The organism is Pelomicrobium sp. G1, from assembly GCF_051905455.1.
Taxonomy (GTDB): domain Bacteria; phylum Pseudomonadota; class Gammaproteobacteria; order Burkholderiales; family UBA6910; genus Pelomicrobium.
Genome location: NZ_JBQACR010000015.1, coordinates 75,841 through 88,770 on the forward strand (window position 1 = coordinate 75,841; position 12,930 = coordinate 88,770).

A 12,930-nucleotide genomic window follows, 5' to 3' on the forward strand; every position below is an offset into this window, starting at 1 on the left:
TGAACCGTCTGGAGGAAGAAAGCAATGAACGTGGGATTCATTGGACTCGGCATCATGGGCAAGCCCATGGCTCTCAACCTGGTGAAGGGCGGCCACACCCTCTTCGCCCACAGCCGCAGCGGCGTGCCCCAGGAGCTCACGGCCGCCGGCGCGACCGCCTGCAAATCGCCCAAGGAGGTGGCGCAAAAGGCGGAAGTCATCATTACCATGGTGCCCGACACGCCGGACGTGCAGAAAGTGCTGTTCGGCGAGGCTGGAGTGGCAGAAGGAATCACCCCGGGCAAGATCGTGGTGGACATGAGCTCCATCTCCCCCATCGAGACCAAGCAATTCGCCGAGCGCATCAACGGGCTTGGCTGCCAGTATCTAGACGCCCCCGTGTCGGGAGGGGAAGTGGGCGCCAAGAACGCCACCCTCACCATCATGGTGGGCGGGCCCGAGGACGCCTTCGCCAAGGTGAAGCCCCTGTTCGAGCTCATGGGCAAGAACATCACCTTGGTGGGGGGCAATGGGGACGGGCAGACGTGCAAGGTGGCCAACCAGATCATCGTCGCCCTCACCATCGAGGCGGTGGCGGAGGCTCTAGTATTCGCCTCCAAGGCGGGGGCGGATCCGGCCCGGGTGCGCCAGGCCTTGATGGGCGGGTTCGCCTCCTCGCGGATCTTGGAGGTCCACGGCGAGCGCATGATCAAGCGCACCTTCGATCCGGGTTTCCGCATTGAGCTGCACCAGAAGGACCTCAATCTGGCGCTGGCCGGCGCCCGCGCCCTTGGGGTGTCGCTGCCCAACACGGCCACCGCCCAGGAGCTGTTCAACGCCTGCGTGGCCAACGGCGGGGCGAAGTGGGATCACTCGGGCATGGTAAAGGCGCTGGAGATGATGGCCCATCACCAGGTGGGTCAGCCCGTGGAGAATCCGGGTCTGGATTGATCGCCGGCGTTGCCGTAACCGGCTCGTCGAGAAAGGCGCCCGCGGGGCGCTTTTCTCATGCCCGGGAGTCGGACGGTCATTTCCCAGCGGTGCTTCGCCCGCGCCCCGCGGCGTAAGATTTCCCCCTAGCGGAGCGACAAAAACTCGAGCTTTTTCGCCGAGGTGCCGTGCCATGGAGGAAGCCCGGTCCATTCCGGGGCGCAACTGTCCCCTGGACTATCGCTATGAGCCGCGGGACTTGAACCGCCCGGCGGATTTCGCCGCCGAGGCCCTCTACGTGGTGGGCGGCCTGTACGGAAACCCCCAGGCGCTGGAAGCGGTGCTCGGGCTCGCCGCCCGGGAGCCCGCCGCCCGGGTGGTGTTCAACGGGGATTTCCACTGGTTCGACGTGCGGCCGGACACCTTCCAGGCGATCAACGAGGCGGTGCTTGCCTTCGACGCCCTGCGGGGCAACGTGGAAACGGAGCTCGCCCGCCGCGAGGAGGGCGCGGGGTGCGGCTGCGCCTATCCCGAGTGGGTGCCCGATGCGGTGGTGGAACGCTCCAACGCCATCATGGTCCGGCTGCGGGAGACGGCCCGGGGGTTCCCAGCCCTGGTGGAACGGCTGGCGGTGCTGCCCAGGTTTCTGGTAGCGGAGGTGGCGGGCGAGCGGGTGGCCATCGTCCATGGGGACGCCCATGCCCTCGCCGGCTGGAATTTTTCTGCCGAAAGCCTGGACGGCCTCGCTTCCAGCGAGGCGCCCGCCCGGTGGTTCACCGAGGCGAACGTGCGGGTCTTCGCCTGCAGCCACACCTGCCTGCCCGTGCTGCGGGAGGTGGCGCTGCCGGCGGGGCTGGGCTGTGTGGTGAACAACGGGGCGGCGGGCATGCCCAATTTCGCCGGCACCCGCTTCGGGGTGGTGACCCGCATCGGCGCGACACCCGCCCCGGAAAAGATCCTTTACGGGGTCCGCGTGGGGGGCCTCCGCGTGGAGGCGCTGCCCCTTCCCTACGATCACGCCCGCTGGCAGCGGGCTTTCCTCGCCGACTGGCCGCCGGGCTCGCCCGCCTTCGAGAGCTATTTCGATCGCATGCTACGAGGGCCGGCCTACAGCGTGGCTCGAGCCCGCCCCCGCCGCCTGTCCAGCGTCGCGGCGCTGGGCTGAAGCTGCGTGGGCCACAACAAGTAAAAAAAGACCCTACCTAGAAAGAAGAGACAGGTTCCCGCCCCGTGCGTCTTTCCATCGTAGTCCCGGCCCTGAACGAAGCGGGCGTGATCGGGGACACCCTGCAGGCCCTGGCGCCCCTGCGCGCCCAGTGCTGCGAAGTTATCGTGGTGGACGGAGGCAGCCGGGACGCCACCGTGGCCCTCGCCCAAGCCTGGGCTGACCGGGTGCTGGCAGCGCCCCGGGGGCGGGCGTCCCAAATGAACGCCGGCGCCGCCGCTGCCCGGGGCGACGTGCTACTGTTCCTGCACGCAGACACCCGACTTCCGGCGGACGCGCATCGGCAAATCGAGATGGGCATGGCACGAACCGGTCGCCGCTGGGGCCGGTTCGACGTGCGGCTCTCCGGAGTCCATCCCCTGCTGCGGGTGGTGGAGCGCCTGATGAACCTGCGCTCCCGGCTGTCGGGCATCGCCACAGGCGATCAGGCCATGTTCGTCGAGCGCCGTCTGTTCCTCGAAGTGGGCGCCTTCCCCGACCAACCTCTCATGGAGGACGTGGAGCTCTCCAAGCGGCTCAAGCGGCATGGCCGGCCACTGTGCCTGCGCGTGCCCGTGGTCACCTCCAGCCGCCGCTGGGAAGAGGGCGGAATCATTCGCACGATTCTCCTCATGTGGGTGCTGCGCGCCGCCTATGCCCTAGGGGTGCCGCCGGAGCGCCTGGCGCGGTGCTACCGCTGAAAAGGAGCTAAAAGAACAGAACATCCTTTATGGGGGTGGCATGAGGCGGTTTTTGATGCGCTGGAAGCGGGCCAGGGCCTGTTCCCGGCTCGCTTTCAGGTCCACGAGGGGGCGGGGGTAAGTCTCCCCCAGGCGAACGCCGGCGGCTTCCAGGACCGCGGGCGGTGTCGCCCAAGGGGCGTGGAGGTGCTCGTCGGGAAGCCCCGCGAGCTCCGGCAAGTGGCCGCGCAGGTAGGCGCCCCGGGGATCGAACTTGCGGCCCTGGAGCACCGGATTGAAGACGCGGAAATAGGGCGCTGCGTCCGCTCCGCAGCCGGCGGCCCATTGCCAGCCCAAGGTGTTGTTGGCGAGATCCGCGTCCACCAGGGTGTCCCAGAACCAGCGCGCGCCTTCCTGCCAGGGAACCAGCAGGTTCTTGGTGAGGAAGGAGGCGACGATCATCCGTACCCGGTTGTGCATCCAGCCCGTCGCCCAGAGCTCCCGCATGCCGGCGTCCACCAGGGGGACCCCGGTGCGTCCCCGCTGCCAGGCGGCGAGGGCGTCCCGGTAGCGCTCGGCCCAGGGGAAACGGGCGAAACGCCGATCCAGAGGTTCTTCTGGGGTATGGGGGAAATGGATGAGCAGATGGTGGGCGAATTCCCGCCAGACGAGCTGCCGCAGGAAGCTTTCTCCGTGGGCGTGTAGCGCCGCTACCCGGTCAAGGGCCAGGCGCCGCCTCACCGCCGCGGCGACCTGGCGCGGGCCGATCTCGCCGAAGTGGAGATGGGGGGAGAGCCGGGAGGTGCTTGCCAGGTCCGGCCGGTCCCGCGCCTCGGCGTAGCGGGGGAGGGCGCTGTCCAGGAAAGTCTCGAGCCGGGCCTGGGCCCCCGCTTCGCCGGGGCACCAAGCGGCGCGAAGGCCCCCGTCCCAGGGAATTTTCGGCAACAGGGCGAGCTCTTCGAGCTCGAGGGAAGAAAGCGCTGGGGGGACGGGCGGCAGAGCCTGTGGGGCGGGAATCGGATCGGCGGGCCAGCCCCGGCGCAGGCAGGCCCGCCAGAAAGGGGTGAACACCTGGTAGGGGCTGCCGTCGTCTTTGAGGAGGGACCCCGGCTCGAAGAGGAGGGCGGCGTTGGCGCATTCCACCTGCACCCCAGCGGCGCGAAGCCGCGCTTCGACGCGCCGGTCCCGCGCCCGGTGGGCGGGCTCGTAGAGCCGGTTCCAGAACACGTGGGTGGCTCCCGTCTCCCTCGCGAGCCGCTCCAGGGCTTCCAAGCTTGGACCGCGGCGCAGGATCAAGCGGGAGCCCCGCGTTCGCAAGGCAACGTCCAGGGCGGCGAGGGCGTGGTGCAGCCACCAGCGGGAGGCTGCCCCCGGCGCCCATGGGCCGGATTCTTCCGGGGCGTGAATATACACGGGCACGACGTGCCGACAGCGGGCCAGGGCCCGGGCGAGGGCCGGGTTGTCGGCCAGGCGCAGATCCTGGCGGAACCAGACGATGGCGGTGCTCACTGGCCGGGAACGCCGATCAAACGGGAGGTAGGACGAACTGTACCATTACGGAATGATGGAAGTTTGCGAGCTCATCGTGTTCGCCCGGGCGCCGGTGCCGGGGCAGGTCAAGACCCGGCTGATCCCGGTCCTGGGGGCCCTACGGGCCGCCGCGCTCCATCGCCGGCTGACCCGGGAGACCCTGGCGAAAGCGGTGGAAAGCGGCCTGGGCCCCGTCACCCTAGCGGGGTACCCCAGCGCGGCGCATCCCTTCTTCGCCTGCTGCGCCGCCCGCTACGGGGTGGCTCTGATGGGCCAAGAAGGCGCGGACCTGGGAGAGCGGATGGGTGAGGCCCTGAAGAGGGCCTTGGACCGGGCGCCCATGGCGCTGCTAGTGGGGACCGATTGCCCGCCCCTCACCGTCGAGGACCTGCGGACCGCCGCTGGGGCCCTTGGCCGGGGTGCCGACGCGGTCCTCGCGCCGGCCGAAGACGGCGGCTACGTGTTGATCGGCCTGCGGCGCCTTAACCCCGAGCTTTTCTCCGGGATCCCGTGGGGCAGCGCCCGCGTGTTCCGCGAGACCATGGAGCGGCTCGAGCGCCTGAACTGGCGCGTCGCCTGCCTGCCGGAGCGCTGGGACCTGGACCGGCCCGAGGATCTGGCCCGGCTGCAGGCACTGCGCGGGGCCCGGCGCAGCGCTTGAGAGGGATGTCCTCAGGCCGCCTGGACCGGGATGCTGTCCCTGGTGTGGGTGATGCGGTTGCGGCCGTCCACGTAGACGAGCCGGGGGTGATAGCGGGCCAGCTCCGGCTCCGAATAGGCGGCGTAGGCGGCGATGATGAGGAGATCGCCGGGTTTGGCCTTGTGGGCGGCGGCCCCGTTCACCGAGATGGTGCCGCTCCCGCGCTCGGCGCGGATCGCGTAGGTGGTGAAGCGCTCGCCGTTGGCGATGTTGTAGACGTCGATCTGCTGGTATTCCCGTATGCCGGTGGCATCGAGCAGGGCCTCATCGATGGCACAGGAACCCTCGTAATCCAGCTCCGAGTGGGTCACCGTGACCCGGTGCAATTTCGCCTGAAGCATCGTGCGCTGCATGGACGGGCACTCCCCTTTGGCTTTTTTTTGATAAAAAACGCGAAGTATAAGGCCCTCAGGCCGGAACCGTGATTTCCAGATTGTCGATCAGCCGCGTGCCGCCCAGCCGGGCGGCGGCGAGGGCCACCAGCTCCCGATCTCCCTGCCGGGCAGGCTCCAGAGAAGCTCTTTGGTGCAGCGCAACATAATCCACCTGCCACCCCGCCTTGTCAAGGCGGTCCCGGGCTTCCCGTTCCAGGACGCGGAAGTCCCGCGCTCCCCCTTCGATGGCCCGGGCGATCTCGCGCAAGGTGGCGTAAAGGCGGGGGGCTTCGGCCCGTTCGGCGGAGGAGAGATAGCCGTTGCGGCTCGACAAGGCCAACCCGTCCGGGGCCCGCACTGTCTCCCCCGCGACGATTTCGATGGGCAGGTTGAACTGGCGCACCATCTCCCGCACCACCAGGAGCTGCTGGTAGTCCTTCTTGCCGAAGACCGCCCAGCGGGGCTGCACAATGTTGAAGAGCTTGAGCACCACGGTAGCTACCCCCCGGAAGAAACCGGGTCGGAACTCCCCTTCTAGGATTTGACCCAGCCGGGGCAGCTCTACTACGAACGTTTGGGGGACGGGATACATTTCTTCCATGTCCGGGGCGAACACGACATCCACGTCAAGCTCCCGCAGCTTTTCGCAATCCTCCTCTAGGGTACGGGGATAAGTGGCGAAATCTTCCCGCGGGCCGAACTGGAGGGGATTCACGAAGATGGAGACCACCACGGGTCGACCGTGGCTCCCGGCGAGGCGCACCAGCGCCAGGTGCCCCTCGTGCAGGTTCCCCATGGTGGGAATAAAGGCGATCTGCCGGTGGCCGGTTAGCCGCTCCCGCAGGGCGGCGATGCGGGACACGAGCTCCATTTACTCGAAGCTTTCTTCGGGCCCCGGGAAGCTGTGGTTTTTGACCGCTTGCACGAAGGCCCCCACCGCCGCCTGGACGTTGCCTGTTCCTGCCATGAAATTGCGCACGAACCTGGGCCGGCGTCCGGGATAGAGGTCCAGCATGTCGTAGAGCACCAGCACCTGACCGCTGCAATGGGGACCGGCGCCGATGCCGATGGTGGGAGTTCCGATGGAAGCGGTCACCTGCTGGGCCAGGGTTGCTGGCATGGCCTCCAGGACGAGGAGCCCGGCGCCCGCCTGCTCCAGGGCCTTGGCGTCGTCGATAAGTCGGGCGGCTTGGGCTTCGTCGCGCCCCTGCACCTTGAAGCCTCCCAGCTGGTGCACCGATTGAGGGGTGAGCCCGATGTGGCCACACACCGGTACGCCGCGCCGAGTGAGGAAAGCCACTGTTTCCGCCATCTCCCGACCGCCCTCCAGTTTCACCATGTGGGCGCCCGCGGCCATGAGGGGCACGGCGTTCTCGAAAGTCTTCTCCGGGCTCACCTGGAAGGTGCCAAAGGGCATGTCGGCGATCACCAGGGCTCGTTTCGCGCCCCGCGCCACGCAACGTGTGTGGTAGGCCATCTCTGTCAGGGTCACGGTGAGGGTTGTCTCCTCCCCCTTGATCACGTTGCCCAGGGAGTCCCCCACCAACAGTGTGTCCACCCCGGCATTGTCCAGCAGAGCGGCAAAGCTCGCGTCATAACAGGTGAGCATGGTGATGGGATCCCCGTCCCGGGCCATCTTCTGCAGAGTTGTGAGAGTAACGCGCATGATCAGCCTCGATTGAAGAACTCCCGGACGCCCCGCATGGCGCCAATGCACTGCAACAGTAAATCAAAATCGGCGCGCTCATCAACAAAGTTGAAGTGATCGCTGTTCACGACGAGGAGCGGCGCGGCTTCATAGTGGTGGAAAAACCGGGTGTAGGCCTCTGCGAGCCGGGCCAGGTAGTCCTCGGAGACGGCGCGCTCGTAATCCTTGCCCCGGCGGCGCACCCGCTCCATCAGCCGCTCGGGCGAGGCCTGAAGATAGATCACCAGGTCCGGCACGGGCTTGCCGGGGGCGAGGCGGTGGTAAAGCTCCAGGTACAGCCGGTACTCGTCGTCGTCCAGGGTAAGGCGCGCGAACAGGGGGTCCTTCTCCAGGAGGAAGTCGGCGACCGTGAGGCGCTGGAACAAGTCGTATTGGGACAGGCGCTGGAGCCGCTGCACCCGCTGGAACAGGAAGCAGAGCTGGGTCGGAAGCGCATAGCGTTCGCTGTCCTGGTAGAAGCGGGGAAGGAATGGATTTTCCTCCGGGTCCTCCAGCAGCAGGGCGCAGCCCAGGCGCTCGGCGAGGGCCCGGGCGAGGGTGGTCTTGCCCGCACCGATGGGCCCTTCCACCACTAGATAACGCAGGGCGTCCAGGTTCACTGGGAGACCCCGGCGGGCGCCAGCCGCTCAATGCCCTCATGGGAGAGGCGCTGGGCCAGCTCCCGGACCCGCCCATGGCCGGGAATTTCCAGCTCTGGCGCGATCTCCGCCAGGGGCACCAGCACGAAGGCCCGCTCGGGGAGCCTCGGGTGGGGCACGGTGAGGCCCGGCTCCGAGAGGCAGAGGTCTTCGTAGAGGAGGAGGTCCAGGTCCAGGGTGCGGGGGGCGTTGGGGAAGCTGCGCTGGCGGCCGTGCAGACGTTCGATGGAGAGGAGCGCCGCCATCAGCTCCCGGGGCTTCAGGGACGTCTCCACCTCGGCCACGGCGTTGATGAACTCGGGCTGGTCCGCGTAGCCCACCGGCGCGGTGCGGTAGAGGGAAGAGCGCCGCAGGACGGCGAGGCCGGGCAGCTCCGAAAGCTCGCGGATGGCGGCCATCACCTGCCGGTCCGGCCGCAGCAGGTTGCTTCCCAGGGCGACGAATGCGCGGGCCACGGCTTTCCCTCGCGCTTCAAGGGGACGCGTCGGCCTTGACGGGCGCCCCGTGTTGGACAGACGGGCCTTCGGCCGTCCCGGCGGCCGCCGCGGGCTTGCCGCGCCGCCGGCGCCGGCGGCGCGGCCCCTCCCCGGGCTTCAGCATGGCCTGGCGCTCGTGGGGAGCGGCCCGCTGGAAGGTGTCCCACCACTCGCCCAGCTCTTTCGGCAGCTCACCGCTTTCACAGCGCAGCAGCAGAAAGTCGAAGCCCGCCCGGAACCGGGGATGCTCCAGGAGCCGGAACGGGCGTTGCCCCGAGCGCTGCAGGAACCGGGGCTGGAGGGCCCAGATTTCCTTCATCATGGCTTCATATCGGCGGGGGATGGCGAGGCGCTCTTCTTGCACCGCCAGCACTTCGTCCATGGCCTTGAACAGGGCGGGCACGGGTTTCTCGCCCCGCTCCTGGAAAGCGTTCCACGTGGCGAGCACTTCATGCCACAGGAGGGCGGCGAACAGGAAAGCGGGATTCACCGGCTTGTCGGCGGCGACGCGCCGGTCGGTGTTCTCCAGCGCCAGCATCACGAAGCGCTCCCCCAGGGGCTGCTCCAGGATCACATCCAGGAGGGGCAGCAGCCCGTGGTGCAGCCCCCGGGCCCGCAACTGGAGCACGCACTGGCGCGAGTGGCCGGAGAGCAGGAGCTTCAGCATCTCGTCGAACACCCGGGCCGCCGGCACGTTCTGGATCAAGGGGGCAAGGCGCGGGATCGGCGCCTCGGTCTTCGGATCCAGCTTCAGGTCCAGCTTGGCCGCCAGACGCACCGCCCGCAGCATTCGCACCGGGTCCTCCCGGTAGCGCTTTTCCGGATCGCCGATGATGCGCAGCACCCCCTTCCGGAGATCGGCGTAGCCGTCGTGGTAGTCCCAGATCTCTTGGGAGACGGGATCGTAGAACAGGGCGTTGGCGGTGAAATCCCGGCGCGTGGCGTCCTCCACCTGGCTGCCGAAGATGTTGTCGTGCAGCAGCCGCCCGTGCTCGTCGGTGGGCAGTTCCTCGGCAGCCGTCTCATCCGGGGGGCCACCGCGGAAGGTGGACACTTCCACCGTCTCCGCGCCGCACAGCACATGCACCAAGCGGAAACGGCGGCCGATGATACGGGAGCGGCGAAAGAGCCGCCGCACTTCTTCCGGCGTGGCGTCGGTGGCCACGTCGAAGTCCTTGGGGGTGCGCTTCAGGAGCAGATCCCGCACCGCGCCCCCCACGATGAAGGCGCGGTGGCCAGCCTGCTGCAGGGTAGAGACTGTGCGGCGGGCGCAGGGGCTGATCTGATCCGCGGTGATCCCGTGCCGCTCGACGGGGATGCGCAGCGGCTCGAGGGGCGCAGACCGTGCGCGCCCGAAAACGCGGCGCAGGAGCTTGCGGATCATCCGTCAGTGGGCCGTTCCATGCAGGGGAAGGATCGGCCAGCCACGCGCCTCGGCGTGGCGCCGCAGGCGCGCATCCGGGTTCACCGCCACCGGATGGGTCACCCGTTCGAGCAGGGGCAGGTCGTTATGGGAATCGCTGTAGAACCAGCTCTCCTCGATCCGGTCCCAGCCGAGCTTGCGGGAGGCGAGCCATTCCTCCAGCCGCGCGACCTTGCCTTCGCGAAAGCAGGGCACCCCCACCGCCCGGCCGGTGAAGGCCCCGTCCACCTCCTCCGGTTCGGTGGCGATCAGGTGCTCCACCCCGAACTCCCGGGCGATCGGCCCGGTGACGAAGCGGTTGGTGGCGGTGATGATGACCAGCTCGTGTCCCCGGCGGCGATGGCCTTCCACCAGCGCCCGGGCGGCCGGCGTGATCATGGGGCGGATCCTGGTGCGCATGTATTCCTCGTGCCAGCGATCGAGCTCGAGGCGCGAATGCCGCGACAAGGGTTTCAATTGAAAAGCGAGAAAGGCCTCGATGTCCAGGGTCCCCGCCTTGTACTGCTCGAAAAATTCCCGATTGCGCGCCTCGTAGACCTCCCGGTCCAGCACCCGTTGCTCGATCAGGAACTGGGCCCACTCGAAATCGCTGTCGCCGGCAAGCAGCGTATTGTCCAGGTCGAAGAGAGCGAGCCGCAGGGTCATGAAGCTGGGGAGCAGACCGAAAAAACGACAAAGTATAACCGAGAAATCCCCCGCGCCTCTCCTCGGCCGCCCCCGGTCACGGGTCCCCCGTCTCCCCCAGCACTTCCTTGAGCAGCCGCACGGTCACGGGGCGGTGGCGCTCGATGGAGCGCAGATCCAGCCGGTCGAGGGTGGCGAACAGGCTCGCCAAGTCCCGCGGGCTTCGGGTGAGCAGGTACCGGGCCGCCTCTTGGGGCAAGGTGAAGCCCCGCTCCCGGGCGCGGGCCTTGAGGGCCTCGATCTTTTCCCCGTCCGACAGGGGATGGACTTCAAAGACCAGCCCGCTCCCGAGCCGGGTCGCCACGTCTTCCCGCAAGCTGAGCCGCGCCGGCGGGCAGGGACCGCTCGCCGCCACCCGGATGGCCCCCTCCCGGGCCCGGTTCAGGACATTAAAGAGGACCTGGGCGCCGACCGGGTCGAGCCGCTCCACGTCGTCCAGGGCGAGGAGGGCCGCCTCGGGCAGGCACGCCGCGCCTTGACCCGCCGCCAACGCGGCAGGCAGGCCCGCCCGTTTCGCCTCCTCCACCAGGGCGCCGAGAAGGTGGGTGCGGCCGCATCCCGGGGCGCCCCACAGGTAGACGATCGGCTCTCCGACCGGATCGGCAAGAAGGGCCTTGAGGGCGGCCACCGCTTCCCGGTTTCTCCCGAGGACGAAGTTGTCGAAGCTGGGAAGGGGCGCCGTTTGCAGCGCCAGGACGAGCTGATTCATCCGGGGCGAGACGGCGTCTCGCGCCCGCGCAACGCCGCCCGGGCGGGCGTACAGCGATGGGAGCGGGTTTCCATTAAAATTTGCATTTATTTTAACCCGCAAGCTGCCACGCGTTCCCGAGTTCTTCCCGTCGCCCGTCGGGTGCGAGGAGCGCCCGGCGCGCCGGAGGCTTCCGCAAGGAAATCCATGAGCCAGCCTTCCCCCCCTTCGTCCCTCACCTACCGCGATGCCGGCGTCGACATCGACGCCGGAGATCGCCTGGTGGAAGCCATCAAGCCCCTGGCCCGCCGTACCCTCCGTCCCGAAGTGCTGGCGGGCATCGGCGGCTTCGGCGCTCTCTTTTCCCTGCCTTCCGGCTATCGGGAACCGGTCCTGGTGTCGGGCACCGACGGCGTGGGCACCAAGCTCAAGCTCGCCTTCCAGTTGAACCGCCACGACACGGTGGGCATCGACCTGGTGGCGATGAGCGTGAACGATATCCTGGTCCAAGGGGCGGAGCCCCTGTTCTTCCTGGACTACTTCGCCTGCGGAAAGCTGGACGTGGGTGTGGCGGCGCAAGTCATCGCCGGGATCGCGGCCGGGTGCGAGCAGGCCGGCTGCGCCTTGATCGGGGGCGAGACGGCGGAGATGCCGGGCATGTATCCGCCCGGGGAGTACGACCTGGCCGGATTCGCCGTGGGCATCGTGGAGCGCAGCCGCCTGATCGACGGGAGCCGCATCCGGCCCGGCGACGTGGTGCTGGGGCTTGCCTCTAGCGGCGCCCACAGCAACGGCTATTCCTTGATCCGGCGCATCGTGGAGCTGAATCGGCTCGATCTTTCCACCGACTTCGACGGGCGCCCCTTGGGCGAGGTGCTTCTCGCCCCCACACGCATTTACGTGAAGCCGGTGCTGGCGCTCCTCAATGCGCTCCCGGTCAAAGGCCTCGCCCATATCACCGGCGGGGGGCTGCTGGAGAACATTCCCCGGGTGCTGCCGGAGCAGGTGGTGGCGACACTGGAGGCTGGGCGCTGGCCCGTGCCGCGCCTTTTCGCCTGGCTCAAGGAGCTGGGCGGCCTTGCCGACCAGGAGTTCTACCGGGTGTTCAACTGCGGCATCGGGCTGGTGGTGATCGTGGCCGCCGAGGACGCGGAGGCCGCCGCGGGACTGCTCCGTGAAGCCGGCGAGACGGTGTGGTTGATCGGCGAGGTCCGGGAGCGCCGCGGCGCCGAACCCCAGGTGCAGATCCATCGCCCATGACACGGCTCGCCATCCTCATTTCCGGCCGGGGCAGCAACATGGAAGCGATCCTGCGCGCGCGCCTGCCTGCGACCGTCGCCGCCGTGATCAGCAACGAGCCCGGTGCCCGCGGCCTGGAGATCGCCCGCGCCCACGGCATCGCCACCGAGGTCGTTCCCCATCGCGACCACCCCGACCGGGGGAGTTTCGACCAGGCTCTCGCACAAGCCATCGATCGCCACGGGGCGGAGCTGGTCGTGCTGGCGGGCTTCATGCGGGTGCTCACCGCCGGGTTCGTGGAGCGCTACCGGGGGCGCCTGGTGAACATCCACCCGTCCCTGCTGCCCGCGTTCCCGGGACTTCACACCCATCGCCGCGCCCTGGAAGCGGGGGTGCGCATCCACGGATGCACGGTGCATTTCGTCACCGAGTCCCTGGACCACGGCCCCATCATCATCCAGGCGGCGGTGCCGGTGCTGCCGGAGGACGACGAGGCGCGGCTGGCGGCCCGGGTCCTGGCGGAGGAGCATCGCATCTATCCCCAGGCGATCCGCTGGATCGTGCAGGGGCGGCTGCGCTTGACCGGCGAAGGCCGGGTGGAGATCGACGGGGCGCGGTCGCCGGGGGAGGCCTTGCGCTCGCCGGAGGTGGAGGGGTGAGGGCTTACCCCGTACGGG

General features: G+C 68.5%; 15 protein-coding genes. 6 read left to right on the forward strand and 9 right to left on the reverse strand.

From position 1 onward, the window contains the following. Positions 1-24 precede the first annotated feature (24 nt). From glxR to ACTFO6_RS14190, 3 genes are all read left to right on the forward strand, one after another. Entirely contained in the window at positions 25-930 is a 906-nt protein-coding gene (gene glxR / locus ACTFO6_RS14180) for a 2-hydroxy-3-oxopropionate reductase (RefSeq protein ID WP_439935096.1), read from the forward strand. Positions 931-1,102: 172 nt separating this feature from the next. Beyond that, positions 1,103-2,074, forward strand: a complete 972-nt coding sequence (locus tag ACTFO6_RS14185; protein ID WP_439935097.1) for a metallophosphoesterase family protein — start codon at positions 1,103-1,105, stop codon at positions 2,072-2,074. A 65-nt stretch (positions 2,075-2,139) separates the two neighbouring features. Beyond that, positions 2,140-2,814 carry a TIGR04283 family arsenosugar biosynthesis glycosyltransferase gene (locus tag ACTFO6_RS14190; RefSeq protein WP_439935098.1) on the forward strand — a complete coding sequence of 225 codons (675 nt, stop codon included), beginning with the start codon at positions 2,140-2,142 and terminating at the stop codon, positions 2,812-2,814. A gap of 27 nt (positions 2,815-2,841) precedes the next feature. Here the strand turns inward: ACTFO6_RS14190 and ACTFO6_RS14195 are convergent, their stop codons facing one another. Next, on the reverse strand, positions 2,842-4,302 hold the full coding sequence (locus ACTFO6_RS14195) for a cryptochrome/photolyase family protein (RefSeq protein WP_439935099.1): 1,461 nt from the start codon (positions 4,300-4,302) through the stop codon (positions 2,842-2,844). 52 nt (positions 4,303-4,354) lie between these two features. Between ACTFO6_RS14195 and ACTFO6_RS14200 the strand changes: the two genes are divergently transcribed. Beyond that, on the forward strand, positions 4,355-4,984 hold the full coding sequence (locus ACTFO6_RS14200; RefSeq protein ID WP_439935100.1) for a TIGR04282 family arsenosugar biosynthesis glycosyltransferase: 630 nt from the start codon (positions 4,355-4,357) through the stop codon (positions 4,982-4,984). Positions 4,985-4,995: 11 nt separating this feature from the next. Here ACTFO6_RS14200 and panD read toward each other — a convergent pair whose 3' ends face one another. The 8 genes from panD to hda form a co-directional block, all read right to left on the reverse strand. Then, positions 4,996-5,376: an aspartate 1-decarboxylase gene (gene panD, locus ACTFO6_RS14205; protein WP_439935101.1), complete on the reverse strand. Its 381-nt coding sequence runs from the start codon at positions 5,374-5,376 to the stop codon at positions 4,996-4,998. A gap of 55 nt (positions 5,377-5,431) precedes the next feature. Continuing rightward, positions 5,432-6,268 (reverse strand): pantoate--beta-alanine ligase, encoded by an 837-nt coding sequence (gene panC / locus ACTFO6_RS14210; RefSeq protein ID WP_439935102.1) that lies wholly within the window; start codon positions 6,266-6,268, stop codon positions 5,432-5,434. After that, complete coding sequence (panB, locus tag ACTFO6_RS14215) at positions 6,269-7,063, reverse strand: 3-methyl-2-oxobutanoate hydroxymethyltransferase (RefSeq protein WP_439935103.1); 795 nt, start codon at positions 7,061-7,063, stop codon at positions 6,269-6,271. It lies immediately after the preceding gene. 2 nt (positions 7,064-7,065) lie between these two features. Further along, positions 7,066-7,704, reverse strand: coding sequence for a deoxynucleoside kinase (locus tag ACTFO6_RS14220; RefSeq protein WP_439935104.1), 639 nt, complete (start codon positions 7,702-7,704; stop codon positions 7,066-7,068). Then, entirely contained in the window at positions 7,701-8,198 is a 498-nt protein-coding gene (gene folK / locus ACTFO6_RS14225; protein WP_439935105.1) for a 2-amino-4-hydroxy-6-hydroxymethyldihydropteridine diphosphokinase, read from the reverse strand. Before folK ends, ACTFO6_RS14220 begins: the two co-directional genes overlap by 4 nt. A gap of 16 nt (positions 8,199-8,214) precedes the next feature. Continuing rightward, entirely contained in the window at positions 8,215-9,603 is a 1,389-nt protein-coding gene (gene pcnB, locus ACTFO6_RS14230; RefSeq protein WP_439935106.1) for a polynucleotide adenylyltransferase PcnB, read from the reverse strand. Between the two features lie 3 nt (positions 9,604-9,606). Beyond that, positions 9,607-10,281, reverse strand: a complete 675-nt coding sequence (locus tag ACTFO6_RS14235) for an HAD family hydrolase (protein ID WP_439935128.1) — start codon at positions 10,279-10,281, stop codon at positions 9,607-9,609. An 82-nt stretch (positions 10,282-10,363) separates the two neighbouring features. Then, the gene (gene hda, locus ACTFO6_RS14240) at positions 10,364-11,035 is read right to left on the reverse strand and encodes a DnaA regulatory inactivator Hda (RefSeq protein ID WP_439935107.1); all 672 of its coding nucleotides are present in this window, start codon (positions 11,033-11,035) and stop codon (positions 10,364-10,366) included. Positions 11,036-11,221: 186 nt separating this feature from the next. On the opposite strand from hda, the gene purM reads away from it, so the two are divergent. Further along, positions 11,222-12,274, forward strand: coding sequence for a phosphoribosylformylglycinamidine cyclo-ligase (purM, locus tag ACTFO6_RS14245; RefSeq protein ID WP_439935108.1), 1,053 nt, complete (start codon positions 11,222-11,224; stop codon positions 12,272-12,274). Further along, positions 12,271-12,912 carry a phosphoribosylglycinamide formyltransferase gene (gene purN, locus ACTFO6_RS14250; protein WP_439935109.1) on the forward strand — a complete coding sequence of 214 codons (642 nt, stop codon included), beginning with the start codon at positions 12,271-12,273 and terminating at the stop codon, positions 12,910-12,912. Before purM ends, purN begins: the two co-directional genes overlap by 4 nt. The last annotated feature ends 18 nt before the right edge of the window (positions 12,913-12,930 follow it).